The organism is Bacillus pacificus (assembly GCF_020861345.1).
Lineage (GTDB): Bacteria > Bacillota > Bacilli > Bacillales > Bacillaceae_G > Bacillus_A > Bacillus_A pacificus.
This window is the reverse complement of the sequence record NZ_CP086328.1, coordinates 674,182-693,063: the sequence shown is the minus strand read 5'-3', so window position 1 is coordinate 693,063 and position 18,882 is coordinate 674,182. Positions and strand designations below refer to the sequence as shown.

At 36.1% G+C, this 18,882-nt stretch carries 21 protein-coding genes, 2 pseudogenes and 1 other annotated feature; of the genes and pseudogenes, 15 read left to right on the top strand and 8 right to left on the bottom strand.

The genetic code is table 11. The features are described from left to right. Positions 1-150: 150 nt before the first annotated feature. The 4 genes from rpsD (at position 151) to LMD38_RS03615 (ending at position 3,876) form a co-directional block, all read left to right on the top strand. Entirely contained in the window at positions 151-753 is a 603-nt protein-coding gene (rpsD, locus tag LMD38_RS03630; protein WP_000135311.1) for a 30S ribosomal protein S4, read from the top strand. Positions 754-1,254: 501 nt separating this feature from the next. After that, positions 1,255-2,871, top strand: coding sequence for a T7SS effector LXG polymorphic toxin (locus LMD38_RS03625; protein ID WP_062821896.1), 1,617 nt, complete (start codon positions 1,255-1,257; stop codon positions 2,869-2,871). A 3-nt stretch (positions 2,872-2,874) separates the two neighbouring features. Further along, positions 2,875-3,339 (top strand): hypothetical protein, encoded by a 465-nt coding sequence (locus LMD38_RS03620; protein ID WP_016718673.1) that lies wholly within the window; start codon positions 2,875-2,877, stop codon positions 3,337-3,339. Positions 3,340-3,411: 72 nt separating this feature from the next. After that, positions 3,412-3,876, top strand: coding sequence for a hypothetical protein (locus LMD38_RS03615; protein WP_062821895.1), 465 nt, complete (start codon positions 3,412-3,414; stop codon positions 3,874-3,876). Between the two features lie 66 nt (positions 3,877-3,942). On the opposite strand, the gene LMD38_RS03610 is transcribed toward LMD38_RS03615, so the two are convergent. After that, positions 3,943-4,071 (bottom strand): hypothetical protein, encoded by a 129-nt coding sequence (locus LMD38_RS03610; protein WP_000050944.1) that lies wholly within the window; start codon positions 4,069-4,071, stop codon positions 3,943-3,945. 150 nt (positions 4,072-4,221) lie between these two features. On the opposite strand from LMD38_RS03610, the gene LMD38_RS03605 reads away from it, so the two are divergent. Continuing rightward, on the top strand, positions 4,222-4,524 hold the full coding sequence (locus LMD38_RS03605) for a YjdJ family protein (RefSeq protein WP_062821894.1): 303 nt from the start codon (positions 4,222-4,224) through the stop codon (positions 4,522-4,524). A 230-nt stretch (positions 4,525-4,754) separates the two neighbouring features. Here the strand turns inward: LMD38_RS03605 and tyrS are convergent, their stop codons facing one another. The 3 genes from tyrS to acsA all read right to left on the bottom strand — a co-directional run bounded on the left by tyrS (position 4,755) and on the right by acsA (position 8,850). Further along, positions 4,755-6,011: a tyrosine--tRNA ligase gene (tyrS, locus tag LMD38_RS03600; protein ID WP_000512096.1), complete on the bottom strand. Its 1,257-nt coding sequence runs from the start codon at positions 6,009-6,011 to the stop codon at positions 4,755-4,757. A 70-nt stretch (positions 6,012-6,081) separates the two neighbouring features. Then, positions 6,082-6,310 (bottom strand) — a binding site (T-box leader). A gap of 204 nt (positions 6,311-6,514) precedes the next feature. Further along, positions 6,515-7,063, bottom strand: coding sequence for a GNAT family N-acetyltransferase (locus tag LMD38_RS03595; protein WP_062821125.1), 549 nt, complete (start codon positions 7,061-7,063; stop codon positions 6,515-6,517). A 68-nt stretch (positions 7,064-7,131) separates the two neighbouring features. Next, complete coding sequence (gene acsA / locus LMD38_RS03590) at positions 7,132-8,850, bottom strand: acetate--CoA ligase (RefSeq protein WP_000862042.1); 1,719 nt, start codon at positions 8,848-8,850, stop codon at positions 7,132-7,134. 176 nt (positions 8,851-9,026) lie between these two features. On the opposite strand from acsA, the gene acuA reads away from it, so the two are divergent. The 5 genes and pseudogenes from acuA to LMD38_RS03565 all read left to right on the top strand — a co-directional run. After that, complete coding sequence (acuA, locus tag LMD38_RS03585; protein WP_000581384.1) at positions 9,027-9,659, top strand: acetoin utilization protein acetyltransferase AcuA; 633 nt, start codon at positions 9,027-9,029, stop codon at positions 9,657-9,659. A 17-nt stretch (positions 9,660-9,676) separates the two neighbouring features. Continuing rightward, on the top strand, positions 9,677-10,321 hold the full coding sequence (locus LMD38_RS03580) for an acetoin utilization AcuB family protein (protein WP_000634566.1): 645 nt from the start codon (positions 9,677-9,679) through the stop codon (positions 10,319-10,321). Further along, positions 10,318-11,484 carry an acetoin utilization protein AcuC gene (gene acuC, locus LMD38_RS03575; protein WP_073529824.1) on the top strand — a complete coding sequence of 389 codons (1,167 nt, stop codon included), beginning with the start codon at positions 10,318-10,320 and terminating at the stop codon, positions 11,482-11,484. Before LMD38_RS03580 ends, acuC begins: the two co-directional genes overlap by 4 nt. A 205-nt stretch (positions 11,485-11,689) precedes the next feature. Then, positions 11,690-11,887: pseudogene (locus LMD38_RS03570) on the top strand (alpha/beta fold hydrolase); the annotation flags it as partial. A 450-nt stretch (positions 11,888-12,337) separates the two neighbouring features. Continuing rightward, positions 12,338-12,562, top strand: a pseudogene (locus tag LMD38_RS03565) (alpha/beta fold hydrolase); the annotation flags it as partial. A gap of 51 nt (positions 12,563-12,613) precedes the next feature. Here the strand turns inward: LMD38_RS03565 and LMD38_RS03560 are convergent. Beyond that, positions 12,614-12,886: a hypothetical protein gene (locus tag LMD38_RS03560; protein ID WP_062821718.1), complete on the bottom strand. Its 273-nt coding sequence runs from the start codon at positions 12,884-12,886 to the stop codon at positions 12,614-12,616. A 276-nt stretch (positions 12,887-13,162) separates the two neighbouring features. Here LMD38_RS03560 and LMD38_RS03555 point away from each other — a divergent pair, with 276 nt between their 5' ends. Further along, on the top strand, positions 13,163-14,089 hold the full coding sequence (locus tag LMD38_RS03555; RefSeq protein WP_061183825.1) for a Gfo/Idh/MocA family protein: 927 nt from the start codon (positions 13,163-13,165) through the stop codon (positions 14,087-14,089). 128 nt (positions 14,090-14,217) lie between these two features. Then, a complete protein-coding gene (mscL, locus tag LMD38_RS03550) occupies positions 14,218-14,616 on the top strand; it encodes a large conductance mechanosensitive channel protein MscL (protein ID WP_000267012.1) in 399 nt (132 codons plus the stop codon). A gap of 49 nt (positions 14,617-14,665) precedes the next feature. On the opposite strand, the gene LMD38_RS03545 is transcribed toward mscL, so the two are convergent. Further along, positions 14,666-14,938: a DUF3917 domain-containing protein gene (locus tag LMD38_RS03545; protein WP_016718680.1), complete on the bottom strand. Its 273-nt coding sequence runs from the start codon at positions 14,936-14,938 to the stop codon at positions 14,666-14,668. 151 nt (positions 14,939-15,089) lie between these two features. On the opposite strand from LMD38_RS03545, the gene dhp61 reads away from it, so the two are divergent. The 3 genes from dhp61 (at position 15,090) to LMD38_RS03530 (ending at position 16,075) form a co-directional block, all read left to right on the top strand. Beyond that, positions 15,090-15,386 carry a protein Dhp61 gene (dhp61, locus tag LMD38_RS03540; protein ID WP_062821717.1) on the top strand — a complete coding sequence of 99 codons (297 nt, stop codon included), beginning with the start codon at positions 15,090-15,092 and terminating at the stop codon, positions 15,384-15,386. 85 nt (positions 15,387-15,471) lie between these two features. Next, complete coding sequence (locus LMD38_RS03535; RefSeq protein WP_000637879.1) at positions 15,472-15,708, top strand: DUF3949 domain-containing protein; 237 nt, start codon at positions 15,472-15,474, stop codon at positions 15,706-15,708. Between the two features lies 1 nt (position 15,709). Beyond that, positions 15,710-16,075, top strand: a complete 366-nt coding sequence (locus LMD38_RS03530) for a DUF4288 domain-containing protein (protein ID WP_061183852.1) — start codon at positions 15,710-15,712, stop codon at positions 16,073-16,075. A 34-nt stretch (positions 16,076-16,109) separates the two neighbouring features. Here LMD38_RS03530 and ccpA read toward each other — a convergent pair whose 3' ends face one another. After that, positions 16,110-17,108 (bottom strand): catabolite control protein A, encoded by a 999-nt coding sequence (gene ccpA / locus LMD38_RS03525; RefSeq protein ID WP_001103311.1) that lies wholly within the window; start codon positions 17,106-17,108, stop codon positions 16,110-16,112. A gap of 645 nt (positions 17,109-17,753) precedes the next feature. After that, a complete protein-coding gene (locus LMD38_RS03520) occupies positions 17,754-18,770 on the bottom strand; it encodes a CamS family sex pheromone protein (RefSeq protein WP_062821716.1) in 1,017 nt (338 codons plus the stop codon). Between the last annotated feature and the right edge of the window lie 112 nt (positions 18,771-18,882).

The window sequence follows — 18,882 nt, the reverse complement described above, 5'->3', positions numbered from 1 at the left end:
TTATCGTTTGTATTTTGTTCCTCTACGGAGGTGTATCTCGTAACTCCCTGCTGCTGGAGCGAAGGTACATGAAAACAAAATGCCCGTAAATATCGATTACGTCTGTTTTTATTTTACGTAAATAAAAACATTTTAAAGGAGGAGTCAACTATGGCTCGTTATACAGGTCCAGCTTGGAAACTGTCTCGTCGTCTTGGAATCTCTCTAAGCGGCACAGGAAAAGAATTAGAAAAACGCCCTTACGCACCAGGTCCTCACGGTCCTAACCAACGTAAGAAACTTTCAGAATACGGTTTACAATTACAAGAGAAACAAAAACTTCGTCACATGTACGGCATGACTGAGCGTCAATTCCGTCGCACATTTGACCAAGCAGGTAAAATGCCTGGTAAGCACGGCGAAAACTTCATGATCCTTCTTGAAGCTCGTCTTGACAACTTAGTTTACCGTATGGGCTTAGCTCGCACTCGTCGTGCAGCTCGCCAATTAGTAAACCACGGTCACATCATGGTTGATGGCGCTCGCGTAGATATCCCATCTTACCGTGTAAAACCTGGTCAAACTATCAGCGTTCGCGAAAAATCTAACAACCTTGTTGTTGTTAAAGAAGCGATCGAAGTTAACAACTTCGTACCAGAATACTTAACTTTCGATGCTGACAAATTAGAAGCTACTTACACTCGTCACGCTGAGCGTGCTGAGTTACCAGCTGAAATCAACGAAGCATTAATCGTAGAGTTCTACTCTCGTTAATCTCGGTGCTCTGAAAAGAGTCGTATTAAAAGCCTTAGGAACCTTGTTTATCAAGGGGCCTGGGTTTTTTTTATTGAATATAACCGATTATATGTATAGAAACAGACTAATGTAATAAAATAAAAAAGAACTGCAAGTCTATAGTTAATAAAACTTAACCCTCTCTCTAGAATTTCATTTGTTTTTTATCCACATTAATAAAAACCTCTCCCTTCTTCTAACACTTAAAAACACTACATTCTATCCCATAACTCATTTTTCTTTGCTGTACTCTCCTTTTGTTAACATTATTTTTACAACGTATTTATTTGTACATAATCTATATCTTCCCTTTTTCTATTTACATTCAACCTTAAAAACCTCTTCATCACCCGAGCATCTGAATAAGATTAAAAAAACTTAATGAACAATTATCTCTTTAACTGCCGAATTATTAGAATATTCCATTTACCAACCCTTCCTTAAATTGGTATTATTTTCTTGTAAGAGGAGGGAAAGCTCATGTCTTTAAATATGTATCTCGGTGAAGTACAAGCTCAAACAGAAAGTATGAACTCTTTCTGTAGCACTACTATTCAAGGTATGGAACAAATTATTCATTCTATTGACGCTTTTGCATTGGATACTGTTCTACAAGGACAAACATATAGCAGTGCAAAAGCATATTTCTTACAAACCTTTCGTCCGTTAGCACAAGGAATCATTTACTTATGCGAAGAATTAATCCGTCAAAATGATGCTTTTCCAAGAGACTTTCAATCACAGGTAGCTTCTACAGATGTTATCGAACAGGAGATATTAGAACAAATTCGAGAAATTGACCGAATGATAGCAAGTACGGAAGCAATCAATCAAGCTATGCCTATCTCGGGCATGGACGCTATAGTAAATCTATTTGCTGACATGAGGCGTAAACTTCAAGAAAAGCTAGAGCACCTATATGAATTTAATCAAACATCTAGTGATAACTATATTACAGCGATTCAATTAGCCGCTAGTATCACGACAGGTTTAGCTGAAGTACAAAGCGGAAAAGGTTTTAGTCCCGTCAGTGGTACATTTAGTACACAAAGGTTGAATATGGAATGGATAGCCTCTATTCAAAAAATTGCAGAGGAAAGAGTTCAAGAAGCCGAAATAAAAAAAGAAATTGAAGAAAAAATGGCTTTGCAGGAACAAGAAGCTAATAGACCGTGGTACCAAAAAACAGCTATTGGCGCTTGGGAATTCTTCCAAGGAATTTGTAATTCAGCTGCTGAAAACTTTACAGGCGTAGAATTACCAATGGGCAATGAATTAGAAAACAAAACAACCTTTCAAGTCGGAAATCTTGTGGGGAATTTTGTATCAGGGGTAGGATCTATTTTTGAAATTTTGGGCGGTATAGCTATTGTAACAGGATCAAATGTTGGAACCGTATTGTTAGAAGGAGTAACTTTCGGGGCAGCATCACCAATTGTTATCCCAGCTGATTTAGCTCTTACAACCGCTGGAGCAGGTGTTGCTACACATGGTACCTTTGTATGGTATAATACCGTTCAAAATAGTATCGATACTTTGCAAAGGTTTCAGTCTTCTTCTGGGGGTTCCTCTAAAAATCTTTTAAAAGATGGTAAGTTTGTCGAATCTGATTTAGAATTAAAATATGCGGAATATTGCGTTAGAAAAGCAAAAGACGGTAAAGTACCTAAAGATAGATTGAACTGGAAAGAAGCAAGTGATTATTGGACAAAAGATTCACCTATGGCAAGAGGAAATAAGTTTAATAAAACTGCTCAAAAAAACGAATGGTATCCACATGATGAGATTCAACTAAGTAACGGTAAAAGATTAGATTCATATAATCCACGTAAAGGGGAAATCATTTCTAGAAAAGCAACAGATTTAGAAGATATTGATATTAAAACTTTTGAGAAGTATTTAAAAGAAATGAAGGATAAATATGCTATTGGCACTAAGATTCGTTCAAATAAATATAGAGAAATAGATGGGCAATTACTAAAAGGAAAACATATTTTAGAAATTCCAGTATCTAATAAAAATTTCAGAAAAATAGATGAATATATAAAGCGAGCAAAAGACAAATATGATATCGAGATTAGATTTAGGGAGGAATAATTAATGACATATTCATTGAAACCAGAAATACAGGAAGTACTTGAGAAAATTAATTTTACCGAGAGATACAAGTCCTTATCAAAACAATTTCCAGATAGAGAAAATACATTTGAAAACTATGAAAATGAAAAAGCAATTGAAGTATTTGAGTCTCTTGGCTATAAAGCTCGTTTTATGAAAAAAGAAAACTTTTTTAGAGTAGGAGAAGTAAAAAACAAAGATATCTATACTTTCAGGTTCAATATTAGCTTGAAATATGGACTCGTTGAATTTATTTGGGAGGCATGGCACACTGGTGAAGTTAGAACTGGAACATCTTGGGCTATGTTTGTAGACGTATTATCCAATGATACAGAAAAAATACTTCGTCCATGCTTCCACAGTTACGATGAACTCAAAGAAATCATGAAAATTGCCTTTGAAATGTACGAAGATTTTAAACAAGAATTAATTCCTATTTATTCATGATTTCACCTTAAAGATATATGAAGTAATGACCCAAAAACAAGGATAGACTTAATATTTTAGGGGGAATAACTTTTGCCTTATTCATTACAACCTGAAATACAATCCAGTCTTGCAAAAATTGATTTTATTCAGAGATATAAAGCCCTATCAGAAAAGTTTTCTCATAGGGAAAATACACTTGAAAACTATGAAAACGAAAAATTAATTGCAGTATTTGAGTCTCTTGGCTATAAAGCTCGTTACAATAAAAAAGAAGACTTTTTTATTGTAGGAGAAGTAAAAAACAAAGATGTCTACACCTTTAGATTCAACATCAGCTTAAAATATGGTGTTGCTGAATTGATTTGGGAAGCATGGCATAATGGTGAAGTTAGAGCTGGAGACCCTTGGGACATATTTATAAGATTGTTATCAAATGACACGGAAAAAGTACCCGTGCTATATTTCCACAGTTACGATCAACTCAAAGAAATCATGAAAATTGCCTTTGAAATGTACGAAGATTTTAAGCGAGAATTAATTCCTATTTATTCATAATGTAAAAAGCTACCGAAGACAACTAAAACAGTTATTTCGAGTAGCTTTTATTTATATATATTAAAGTTATTTATTTTCCTCTTTCTGAACATATACATAAGCATCTTTCTGCTCTTTATGTACATCCACCTTCGAATTCTCTGCAAGCTGACCCGCGTTTAGCAAAGAAAAAATAATGAGCGCTTCTAGTGACATTTCGTTTTACCACTCCTTTCTAGTTGTTATACATTTATCATACCGCTTACATGTGATTTCCGTATGAACTCGAAAAGGAGATTACAACAAAATGGTTACAAGTATATGAATGCACGCTATAATAACCATAAAATAGGAGGTTGATTCATTTTGACAATAAACCAAATGGTTCAGTTAGGCAGTGCATGTATGTTGTTTATTACTTCCGCGCTTATTAATTGGTATCAAGGAAGTAATTTAATAGATGATCCTGATGAATGGAAATATAGCGCTAAGTTTACGAATTACTTCAAAGGCACCGTTTCTAATTACGAAGATATTTATCAAATCGATTTCTTTATATATGCAGCAAAATTTTATCCAACAGCATTTATCGTTCTGCTCATTAGCTTACTGTATATGCTCGTATTAATTCTTTATATTCTATTTAAAAGAAAAGATCCGGCGATTTAAATCCATACATAAAAACCCCGAATCATAAAGTGAAACTTTAATCAGTGGGGGTTTTCTTCATCCCCCACTGATTATTAGTTGAACCAATCAGGCTTTTATGAGCAGTTGATCCCCCACCTAACTTCTTTGCTTTCGCTGCATTTTGAGGTGGGGGTCTTACTGCCCATTAAAGCGGGATAAACTTTTCAGTTTACAATTCGGGGCACTATTTGTTTTACATTCGTTTCGAATTAGTAACGAATTAAGAAATATTTCTTTTTACCGCGGCGAATGATTGTGAATTTACCTTCGATGCGGTCTTTTTCTGTTACAACGTAGTCTAATGCTTGTGTACGCTCACCGTTTACGTAGATTGCGCCGTTCGTTACATCTTCACGCGCTTGACGTTTTGATGGAGAGATTTTGCTTTCTACAAGTAAGTCGATTAATACTGTATCTTCTGCAGTACGTTCTACAGATGGTACGTCTTTGAAGCCTTGCTCGATTTCGCTTGCAGTCAGTTCTGCTACAGAACCGCTGAATAATGCAGCTGAAATTTTAATCGCTTGCTCTAATGCTTCTTCGCCGTGAACAAGTTTTGTCATTTCCGCACCTAATGCTTTTTGTGCTGCACGTTTTTCTGGTGCTTCAGCTACTTGTTTCTCAAGCTCAAGAATTTCTTCATGAGATAAGAATGTGAAGTATTTTAAGTATTTAACAACGTCGCGGTCATCTGTGTTAATCCAGAATTGGTAGAACTCGTAAGGAGTTGTTTTCTCTGGGTCTAACCAAATTGCGCCGCCTTCTGTTTTACCAAACTTCGTACCGTCAGATTTCGTAACAAGTGGAATTGTTAAACCGAATGCTTTCGCATCTTCTTCTGATTTACGGATTAATTCAAGACCAGCTGTAATGTTACCCCATTGGTCACTACCACCGATTTGTAGGCGGCAATTATGGTGTTGGTATAAGTTTAAGAAGTCGTATGATTGTAAAATCATGTAACTAAACTCAGTAAATGAAATACCAGTCTCTAAACGAGATGCTACTGTATCTTTTGCTAACATATAGTTTAAACCGAAGTTTTTACCGATATCGCGTAAGAATGAAATGACATCTAAGTTACCAAGCCAGTCATAGTTGTTAGCCATTGTTGCTGGGTTTTCCACGTTTTCGAACTCTAAGAAGTTTGAAAGTTGGTTTTTAATGCTTTCTGTGTAGTAAGCAACTGTATCTTTCGTATTTAATGTACGCTCTGCTTTTTTACCACTTGGATCACCGATCATACCAGTACCACCGCCAACAAGTGCGATTGGTTGGTGACCAGCTAATTGGAAACGACGTAACATTAATACTGGTAACATATGACCGATGTGTAAGCTATCCGCTGTCGGGTCGAAACCACAGTATAATTTAACGCTTTCTTTTTCTAATAATTGCTCAAGGCCCTCAGCATCTGTTTGCTGATTAATTAGACCGCGAAATTCAAGATCTTGTAAAATACCCATATCCTACATACTCTCCTTTAAGTTCATTACTGGCGTGAAGGTTGAAAACATAAAAAAATCGCCCCTTCAAATAAGGGACGATTTTGATTATCGCGTTACCACCCTAGTTGCAGACCAAAAAAGCCTACCACCTTATTTACATAACGGCTTAGCACCGTCTCTTCCCTTTTGAATACAATTCAATCGAAAAAAGATGCTCTAGGGGCGTAATTCGCGATCATCTATGTGCTGATTTTCACCGGCCATCAGCTCTCTAAAACAGGGAAATGATCACTACTTCTCCCTTTCCACGCTCAATTATTCATATACTTTTCTTTATACCATCATTTATATAGGCGTGTCAAATAAGGGTCGGATTTCTCTTCTTGCCAATCCTTTATAACGCCATAAAGAGGAATTTATTAGACATACAAAAAGCCTCCCTCATCTATTCTTTCATAAATGTATACAGACGAGGAAGGTACTTCGTTCAAATATTATTTTAGTTTTTTAACTATAATCTTTTATGCAAGCCAATCTTTTTTTAATAGTACATAATGGTTTTCCAAAAATAGTTCATTGTATTTAAGGAATAAGCGTTTCACTTGTTTCTCCAATTTAAATCCTATTTGCTCCATAGATCTGCATGAATTGATATTTTTATCCCATGCCTGCGCATAAACCTCATCTACGTCTAAAGTTAAAAATATGTAATTATATATTAAGTTTCTCGCTTCTCGATTGACCCCTGTACGCCAATACTTACGCGCAATCCGTTGAGCTTCCGAAGTTACAATTAATTTTTTATTTTCATTCATTATTGGCATAGAAATCCAATAGATTCCTATCATTTCCTTTGATTGTTTCATTACGATTGCCCAAGCCATAATATCTTTTAAATTTTTATAAGTATGTAACAAGTCCTTAATTTCATTACTATCTTTTGGAGTCACATTCCCTGTCCAATGGTGCATATCTGGATCTTTCATTACCTCATACCACTGTTTGTAATCTTTTTCCGGTTCCACAGAGCGTAAGCATACTATGTTTCCTTCTAAAACAGGTATCTTCATCTCCATTCCCCCTTTATTGTTTACAAAAAGAAAGGCCTGAACATATTACTTGTTCAGACCTTTCTCTCTTAATCTTCCATCGTCGATAAGTCACCTGTTGGTAAGTTTAACTCCCACGCTTTTAATACGCGGCGCATAATTTTACCGCTTCTCGTTTTCGGTAATTTATCTCTAAATTCAATTTGTCTTGGCGCTGCATGAGCTGCTAGACCTTTCTTTACAAATTGACGAATTTCTTCTTTTAATTCTTCAGATGGTTCGTAACCTGCACGAAGCGCGATAAATGCTTTAATAATTTCGCCGCGCACCGGATCAGGAATACCAATTACACCAGCTTCTGCAACAGCAGCATGCTCGATTAATTTGCTTTCTACTTCAAATGGTCCAACGCGCTCACCTGACGTCATAATTACATCGTCAATACGCCCTTGGAACCAGAAGTATCCATCTTCATCCATGTATGCAGAGTCACCTGATACGTACCAATCTCCTGGCATAAAGTAAGATTCATACTTTTGTTTGTTATTCCAAATTCCACGCATCATCGCTGGCCAACCTTTACCAATTGCTAAGTTACCCATTGTGTATGGAGGCACTTCATTTCCTTCATTATCAACAATCGCTGCTTTTACACCTGGAATTGGTTTACCCATTGAACCTGGACGGATTTCCATACAAGGGTAGTTACAAATAACTTGTCCACCTGTTTCTGTCATCCACCACGTATCATGAATACGAAGTCCAAATGCGTTCATACCCCATCGAATTACTTCTGGATTTAACGGTTCACCAACGCTTAATACGTGGCGCACTTGTGATAAATCGTATTTTTTAATTGCATCTTGTCCAGCACCCATTAACATACGGAAAGCTGTTGGTGCGCTATACCAAACTGTTACACCGTAATCTTGCAGTGCTTCATACCAAGCCTCTGGACTAAAGCGTCCGCCTAAAATAACATTTGATGCTCCAACTAACCACGGTGCGAAAATACCGTAAGCTGTACCAGTTACCCAGCCTGGGTCAGCTGTGCACCAATATACATCGTCTTCTTTTAAATCTAATACCCATTTCGCCGTTTGATAGTGCTGAACCATTGCGTTTTGCGCATGAAGCACACCTTTTGGTTTACCAGTAGAACCAGACGTGTAATGTAGAATCAAACCGTCTTCACGGCCTAACCATTCAATATGTAATTCTTTTGAAGCTTGTTCAAATAAAGGATTGAACGCTACCGTCTTACCGCCTTCTTCTACATGATCTCCAACAAGGAAAACTGTTTTTAAAGCTGGTAAATCATTTAATGGTACACGCTCTAACAATTCAGGCGTTGTAATTAACACTTTTGCTTCGCTATCTTCTAAACGATCGCGAACTGCGCCTTCCATAAATGCTTCAAATAACGGACCAACAATTGCCCCTAATTTCACTGCACCAAGAAGGGCGAAATATAACTCTGGGGAACGCGGCATAAAAATAAAAACGCGATCGCCTTTTTCTACATCGCCATAATTTTTCAGGACGTTTCCTGCTTTATTAGAAAAATCCTTCATTTCCTTAAATGTATACTTCTCTTTTCGCGATCCATCTTGATAATAAAGGGCTACTTTATTCTTTCGATCGGATTTCGCATGCTTATCAATTGCCTCATACGCCATATTTACTCGGCCTGTTTCATTCCAAGTAAAGTTTTTATTAACCTCTTCCCAGTTAAAATTTGCGTATGCCTCATCATAATTCGGCAAATTATTTTCTCCTTTAATGACAGGAAGCGTTTCTACTTTCATACTTTACATCCCCCTCCTATGTATTCTATTATCTATTATAATAACATTATTTAAAATTTTCAGTATATTTGTTGATTTTTAGACAAATTTTTAATGACAAATTTCGATTCACATCGCATATATTATAAAGTACGATATGAATAGATTCACAAACCCTCAAGGTGGTGAGCAATACATTGATTCATAAAAAAATATATAATGCTAGAAACTTAAAAACAGCGAAAGGCACTTTAATTATTGAAGGGCCTGTCTCTACACATAACTTAGAAATGTATGAGTTTCATCCAGACTTAATTGCGTTTCGTCCTGCCGAGCAGCAATATAAAGCAATTGTCGAAATTTCTAAATTGCCAGAAGCTCGTCTCATTATTGCTAGACATGACCAAACGATTGTTGGGTATGTTACATACTTGTATCCTGATCCACTTGAACGATGGTCAGAAGGAAAAATGGAAAACTTAATTGAACTCGGGGCAATTGAAGTTGTCCCAGCCTTCCGTGGTTGCGCTGTCGGAAAAAACTTATTAGAAGTTTCCATGATGGACGATTATATGGAAGATTACATTATATTGACGACTGAATATTATTGGCACTGGGATTTAAAACAAACAGGCTTAAATGTTTGGGAGTACCGAAAAGTAATGGAAAAGATGATGAATGCTGGCGGGTTACAATGGATGGCTACAGATGATCCTGAAATTTGTTCACATCCTGCTAACTGTTTAATGGTCCGCATCGGTAAACGCGTTGATACGGATTCTATTCAAGCATTTGATCGTCTACGTTTTCACAATCGTTTTATGTACTAATAAAGGGGGCAACTGGAATGATTGTAGAAGAAATTATGAATCAAGATGTAGTGACATTACATCCAAACGATACAATCGAAACAGCAATCCGAACGATACGTACGAAAGGCATTCGGCACATTCCAATTGTCGATCAAAATAATCATGTCGTAGGCATTATTTCTGATCGGGATGTAAGAGATGCAAGTCCGTCTATTTTAGATGAACAAGTTTCACTCGATATGCTGAAGCAACCGCTTGAACTGATTATGAAACATCCTGTTATGACTTGCCATCCTCTCGATTTCGTTGAGGAAATTGCTACTTTATTTTTTGAAAATAAAATTGGCTGTCTTCCTGTTACAAAGGCTGGAAAGTTAGTCGGAATCATTTCTGAATCAACTGTACTGCATACGTTAGTGAAATTAACAGGGGCACATCAACCGAGTTCACAAATTGAAATTCAAGTAAAAAATGAACCTGGTATTCTTGGAAAAGTCGTTGCTATTTTTAGCGATTTACAAATCAATATCGTGAGCGTTCTCGTCTACCCAGCAAAAGATGAGAATGATAAAGTACTCGTTTTCCGCATTCAAACGATGAATCCGCTAAAAGTGATTGATGCACTTGAAGCAGAAGGCTACCGCGTATTATGGCCGAACATTATGGGGATGCAAGCATGAGTAGCGCGTTTATTTATTCGGATGACTTTCGGGGCTATTCATTTAGCCCTGATCATCCTTTTAACCAACTGCGCGTCACACTTACGTATGACTTATTACAAAAGGGTGGTTTCATCTCTCCTTCTCAAATCATCTCACCAAGGATGGCTACAGATGAAGAGATCGCCTACGTTCATACAGAAGAGTACATAAATGCGGTAAAACGTGCTGGAGAAGGAAAGTTAGAAAAATCAATTGCGATGACATATGGACTCGGAACAGAAGATACACCGATGTTTCCAAATATGCACGAAGCAAGCGCATTACTCGTTGGTGGTACGTTAACAGCTGTCGATGCTGTTCTTTCCGGGAAAGCAAAACACGCGCTTAACTTAGGAGGCGGCTTACATCATGGCTTCCGCGGCAAAGCATCTGGATTTTGTATTTATAACGATAGCTCCATCGCAATGAAATATATTCAAAAGAAATACGGTTTACGCGTTTTATATATTGATACAGATGCTCATCACGGTGATGGTGTACAGTGGTCTTTTTATGACGATCCTAACGTATGCACCATTTCACTACATGAAACTGGTCGATATTTATTCCCTGGAACTGGAGCTGTAAATGAACGCGGACAAGGTAATGGCTACAGTTATTCTTTTAACGTTCCACTCGATGCTTTTACAGAGGACGAATCTTTCTTAGATTCCTATCGAACTGTCGTAAAAGAAGTGGCCGCATACTTTAAACCGGATATTATTTTAACGCAAAATGGCGCTGACGCACATTACTACGATCCACTTACACACCTTTGCGCAACGATGAATATTTACCGTGAAATACCGAAGCTCGCTCGCGAAATCGCTAACGAATATTGCGAAGGTCGTTGGATTGCTGTCGGCGGCGGTGGCTATGACCATTGGCGCGTCGTCCCAAGAGCTTGGGCACTCATTTGGCTCGAAATGAACAACATCCAAAACATCTCAGGTTATCTCCCTCCAGAATGGATTGAAGCTTGGAAAGGACAAGCAGAAACAGAACTTCCCCTCACATGGGAAGATCCAGACAACATGTATAAACCTATCCCCCGCAAACCAGAAATTGAAGAAAAGAATGCATTAACTGTAGCGAAATCCCTTGAAATTATTCGGAATAATATGACAAAATCTTTGTACTAAACGAAAAGGAGGCTCGTTTTTGAATAGCCTCCTTTTATTTATAGCTTGCTATTATTGTCGTTTTTTGTCGGTAAGTCGATATATTTTAATAATCGCTGATATATTTCAAGTTGCGCCGATATATTTTGATAATCGCTGATATATTTCAAGTTGCGCCGATATATTCTAATAATCGCTGATATATTTTTATGTACTAACGGACTTTATAAGGAAAGGTCGTGATATTATGTGGACACAACAAATGATCCACACGAAACGCGGCACATTCGAGCTTTTTACTAAAGGCAGTGGCGAACCGCTTTGCATTACACATCACTATTCACAATTTAATGAAACTGGTGATTACTTTGCGGATGTTTTCACTTCTACGCATCGTGTATTGCTCATTAATTTACAGATTTTCCGAATAGGAAAGCCCACTACGGTGCGATAGTACCCCCTTTAGGGGTGGGATGATAGTGAGGTCAAATGCGATGTACAGATAAAATACCGAAAGTATGTTCTGTACATCAAGTATTTGAAATGGTATAATTTTCATAACAGACAAGTAAAAGTCTCTAAAACAATCTTGTTCTCTGAAAACAGAATACATATGAGGTTGGAGTAACAAATTCTTCTGCTCCGTAAAATGTATTGAGTCGTCAAGTACAAGACGCTAAAACACATTTGAGAACTCACAATCTGACTCGTTTGGTAATAGAACGAGTGCCGTATCTGCTAGATGCACTGGATACGGAGTGGTGATGGCACACCGCAATCTTGCACGTCAGCGATACTAGAAATAGACGTCGCCTTTGGTAGCAAGAATCCCACTGACGTTAGTCAGCTTGCGGCTTTAGCCGTGGGAGTGTCAAGAGAACATTTACCTTCTATGAAAACAAAGACGCTTATTATATGCGGAAGATACGATGTGCAGTGCCCGATTCAGTATTCTATCGAGATGCATGAGGGCATACGTAATTCTATTTTTGTGACATTTGAAGAGAGTAACCATTATCCCTTTTTGGAAGAAGCTGATCAGTTTACTTCTACTACTCGAACATTTTATAAATTGTTACATCAGTACCGTTATTATTAAGAAAAGCTCACAGTCTCTATAAGACTATGAGCTTTTTTCAAAAGAAGTATTTCAACTAGTAACAATTAAAAGAAGAACACAAAAAGTCACTAAACCTAAATCAATGAATATCGACTTTTTATCTCCTTCTTTTATACTCATCATAAAACTAGAAATTATTTTAATTCCAAAAAAGACCATCATAAATAACCCACCGAAATGATCATTTGTAGGGTCTTCATCATAAAACATTTGTATTGAACCGATAATTAATAAGATAAGTATGATATTGGTTCCAATCTTTAGAGCCTTGTTTGATTTATTATCTTTTAATATATCCCCCAAAATGTTGCACGCCCTCTCAAACTATCTTGTGTGTTGGCACAGATGTTTTATCCCCTTTTACATTTTAACATAAATTACCTTATATATACTTTTACTTACAGCTATAGACATGCACGGCAATGATAATGTTTCCTTCATTGCAACATGCTCATAACTTTAAAGAAATAGAGAATGACTCGCTGGAAGGACATAAGTAAAAAGCTAATTTTTGCCTTCCTCCCCCGCTCTATGCTACATTTAACCCGTTATATCAATATGAATAGGGTGGGATTACATATGAACAAACCTAAAATTGGGATGATTGGACTTGGAAGTATCGCACAAAAAGCCTATCTTCCAACACTTACAAAAGAAACAGATTGGAATTTTGTAGGGGCTTTTACACCTAATGCAGAGAAAAGGAAACAAGTTTGCCAGCAATACCGCATACAAGACTTCCATTCTATTGAAACGTTAGCTTCAGAATGCAATGCAATCTTCGTTCATAGTTCAACTGCATCGCATTATGAAATCGTTTCTGAACTTCTGAAAAAAGGAATCGATGTTTATGTTGATAAGCCGCTAGCTGCTACAGTAGAACAAGCTGAGAAACTAGTTGAGTTGAGCGAAAAGTATAACCGAAAGTTAATGGTTGGATTTAATCGCCGCTTCGTTCCTATGTATGTTGCGGCAAAAGAGCAAGCTCATAATATTTCATGGATTCGAATTGAAAAGCATCGTACAAATAAAGTCGGGCCATATACGTACGACTTTACGATGTTAGATGATTACTTACATATTGTAGATACTGCTCGCTGGTTAGCTAACGATGAGCTTAACGTCGTTCATAATATGATGCAAATCAATGAAAAGAATGAACTTCTTTACGGACATCATACATATACAACTGCAAATGGAATGTTACTTTCTACCGCAATGCACCGCCATGCCGGTACAAATTTAGAACAAATTGAACTTGTCACAGCAGGAAAAATCATTCGCGTAAAAAACATGAACACATTTGAAGTTGAGCAAGAAAATACAGTTTCTCAAATTGGTTCCCCATCATGGGATACGACGTTAAAACAACGTGGTTTTGAAGATGCTGTTCATCATTTTATTGCATGTGTACAAGGAGATACAAAGCCTGTTGTAGATGGATTAGAAGGATTAAAAACGCAGCAAATGTTGCAATCTCTTCTGAATGATGTAAACAAAAATTAAAACGGATACATTTTTCAGAATTTACTTTCATTCCCATTTCCTCTTTATTTCTCACGCAAATTTCTATAGAATATGTTGATAGGAATTATAAATTTCATAATGAATCGTGGAAAGGATGGGATTAACACATGTGGAACGAGTTTAAAAAGTTCGCTTTCAAAGGGAATGTCGTTGATTTAGCTGTCGGGGTTGTAATCGGTGCGGCATTCGGTAAAATCGTTAGTTCTTTAGTAAAAGATATTATTACACCATTACTTGGTATGGTATTAGGTGGCGTTGACTTTACAAGTTTACACTTTGGATACGGTAAATCTGCTGTTATGTATGGTAACTTTATCCAAACAATTTTTGATTTCTTAATTATTGCAGCTTCTATCTTTATGTTTGTTAAAGTGTTCAACAAACTAACATCTAAAAAAGAAGAAGAAAAAGAGGAAGAAATTCCAGAACCAACAAAAGAAGAAGTTCTTCTTAGCGAAATTCGCGACTTATTAAAACAACAAAACTCTTCTAAAGATAGAGCATAATTGAACGGATAAAAAGGCATGCCCCTTAGGGACATGCCTTTTCTATATGCTATAACGTTTCCGAATTCATATGAATAAATAAAATAATACCAGCAACCATAAGTACCATAATACTACTTGCAAATAGTGTAATACCGATAAACATTAAACTTGTGCTCATGTCCGCCGATACACTTTCAATAAAAATAGAAATTACATACGTGATAAGGGCAATTCCTGCAAGAATACTTCCTGGAACAAATCGCTTTAAACCATTTTGTTTTAACGTCATATATGCAAAAATAGCAGTCATACAAAGCGTAATTATCCAAAGAACGATCATCTCTTCTCCCCCCTCACAAGCCTTTTCTTTCTATTATACATGACATTGCCCTATAATAGTTAAATTTGCACTTATGTGACATATAACAAGGAATTATACAGTCATATAGAGAAGTCTCCCAAATAAGCTATAGAACTCGGGAGGATTTCAATTGGAAGATGATATTGTAGGATACTTTAAACAAGTAGAGCGATATGATTATATTACAATTGACTTAGACAAAAAGTTTTTTTATACCGAAATTGTACAACTAGAAACAAATAGAACTTTGCTAAAAATATCACTTAATTTAGAAAAAGATGAAACTATTATTGCTGGCAATGTGAAACAATATGACCCTTCTAGGTTAGAGAGTTTGATACAAAGCTTTAAACACACTGCACAAATATGCCTTGAACATCATTTACGAAGTCCTGAAGAACTTTTTGCATTTTGGAAAAAGAATTAATCTCCCTTTTTAAAAAAATGGTTATTTTTCCTATTAATTGATATAATTATCATATACAAATATTCTTTATAAGGGAGTGTTCATAATGATCTGGATTTCACTAATCGTATTAGCCTATTTCATCATTCTCGTCCCAATACAGTATAACTACATTAAAATACTCAAAGAAAAACAGAAGAAAATGAATATGTCACAAAACGAACTATATGACAACATGTCTTATGAAGAATCCCAAATACATTACCATTATCAAAGTAACGTATTTACAATACCTGCTTCGCTTGTCGCAAGTATTATTTATAAAGTGAAACATGCAGCATAATATGTACGCTGTAAAATTATTGTTTGAATCTGTTCATTCTGGTGAGCCTGATCCTCCAAAAATTGATAAGGATTATGAAAAAAAGGATTGTGATACACTTTTTGAAGAAAGTATTATTCTTGTTAAGGCACACAGCTTGGAAGAGGCCCATGCACTAGGTGAACAAATCGCTATACATTCTGAGCATACGTACGATAATATGTACGGTGAGCAAATAACGTGGACGTTTCGAAAAGTATTGCATGTGTTTGAATTAGACGATACACCATTTGAAACGGGAAAAGAATTATACGCAAGATTTTTACAAGTTAAGAAAAATGAAACAGTGGATACAGTCTTACAAAAATACTATCCTGAATACGAATAAAAGCTCACAGCAATCGCTGTGAGCTTTTTTATACTTACTTCGTTGAATCTCTAAATTGGATACGGTGAGGTAAGATAACAGTGTGATCTTCCACTTTTTCTTTGTTCATATACTTTGTTAATAGACGCATTGCTACTGCACCGATATCATACATCGGTTGTACAACTGTTGAAAGTTGTGGACGAACCATTAATGCAAGGCGTGTATTATCGAAACCAAGTACTTCTACATCAGTTGGTACATTTAATCCAGCATCTTGTGCTGCGTGAATTACACCTAGTGCCATTTCGTCAGAAGATACGAAGATCGCTGTTGGCTTTTCATCAAGGCCCCAAAGCTTTTCGAATGCTTCGATACCTGAATCATATGTGTAATCTCCATCGATTACAAGATTTTCATCATATGAAATACCTGCTTCTTCTAAAGCTTTTTTATAACCTTGTAACTTCTTCGCGCTTCCCGCTTTATCAATGAAAGGACCAGAGACGAAACCGATACGCTTATGTCCTTGTTCAATAAAGTGCTTCATTGCGTCGTAAGCCGCTTGTGTATAATCAATGTTTACTGATGGCGTTTCATTTTGCTCATCAAATGACGCTGCTAATACGATTGGTACTGGAGACTTTTTAAATTCTTCAACGTGAATATCTGTAATATCTTCACCCATGAAAACAATTCCGTCCACTTGTTTTCCAAGCATCGTATTTAATAAATGGAACTCTTTCTCTTTGTTTTGGTCAGAGTTACTTAAAATGATGTTATATTTGTACATTGTTGCGATATCTTCAATTCCACGAGCAAGTTCTGCATAAAACGTATTTGAGATATCAGGAATAATAACACCTACTGTAGTTGTCTTTTTACTTGCTAGTCCACGTGCTACCGCATTTGGGCGGTATCCTAAACGATCAATTGCTTCTAATACTTTCTTTCTTGTTGTAGGCTTTACATTTGGATTACCGTTCACAACGCGTGATACGGTAGCCATTGAAACGTTCGCTTCACGCGCTACATCATATATTGTTACGTTCATCTCATCGCACACTCCTTCTATTTTTGTTATCTATTTTTATGTATCGGTTACTTGAATGAAAAAAAGACATCAACTCTATTTGCAGATGCCACCAATCGTCCCGAGTTCTTCCTTTTACTAATGATACGATAAAAACGCAGGCTCATACAATATTTTCCCGCAAAAGTTTCGAAAAAATTCGCTTCTTTTCTCGTATTTTCGTATTTTTTATGAAAAAAAGGGCATTTTTTGTAAAAATATAGATGTTTCATAAGTAGAAACCTTATTTTAAGCAGTACGATAGTACATGAAATTTATATCAGCGATTTTTTAAATATATCGACCGCAACTCGAAATATATCAGCGATTTTCCAAATATATCGACCGCAACTCAAAATATATCAGCGATTTTCCAAATATATCGACTTACCAACAAAAATCGACAATGATAGGCATTTGATGCGCTGGATCTGGGAGTACTCTACAATTGGCAATAGAAGATCACATCCCCCTGTAGAATGCGTTACATCGACAATGCAAGGGGTAAAAATAGGTTTCTTTCTTTGAAATCAGTACAGCGGAAATATGAAGCATATTACGTGTCGCTCCGTCCCATCGTACCCTTTCATTTACAGTAAAAAAAGACAGTTTAAACACTGTCTTTTTTTACAAGAAGGAAACAAACGGTTTATCGCTGTTTTTCTCTTTTATAACAATTGCCTCAATTTTATTCTCGGACTTTATCTGCAATTGTACTTTTGCATCTTTTGGTAATTGGTCTAACATACTTTGAGCGGCGAGTTGAGTAAGAGCCATTAATTCTGTTTTACCGTTATATTTAATAACAATATCCATATTTAATGTATCCATTTGATTTTTCTTATAAGAAACTTTAGCATTTACTGGGATAAAGTCTCCAGGAGAAAAACCTTTCATTGCCTCAGCAAATTTATTTATTTTTTCATTATCTTCTCCATGTGCTTGTGTAAATTCATCAGAAGGATACGAATACGCTTTTTCTTCAATCGCATTCCAATTTCCAAGATTCGTATCATTCTTTTGAACGGTAGCACTAGCAATATACGTACCATTTTTTAAAGAACTTGTACTTTCTTGCTTAAAGATAGCAAACGTAATTGGGGATTTATTATACTTGTCATTTTTATGAATAGCTTCAATAAGTTGCTTAGCAACTTCAGTCCCCTTAGACATTGCCTCTTCATTGGATACACTTGAAGACATAGCTAACCCAATCACAACGCCAGATAAACTTAATTCATTTGAATTCTGCTTCCCGAAATAGTCTTGTTCTATAATATTTGTCAAAACGGGTGCTTCTACTTTTGCGACTAGTTCATCAACTAACTTCTCAGGAACATACTGATTTAATTGAAGCACATGGTTTTCTGTATCAAATTGCTCTTTTGCAATATTCATTAAACCATTTTCATACTCTGCTAAATCTAATTTAGAATTTGTTTTTACATTAGCTGTATTTATAACCTTTTGTTCTTTTAAAGGAATTACAGTTCTATAATAATCTTTAGAAACAGCAGTTCTCGGAATCATGCTTTTTTCTTTCGTATCTTTCTGTATAACTTCATCCTTCTTACTAATCGTATCATTACTACAAGCTCCTAGTAATAAACTTACGACTGCGAAAGATAATGCCATTTTCTTCATTACTTAAAACCTACTTTCAACAATCTAGTTATTTAGTTTGAACTATTAACAGTTTACCATTAAATATATTTCAACAAAAACAAAAAAAAGAAGCAAGCACCTTTCGCTTGCT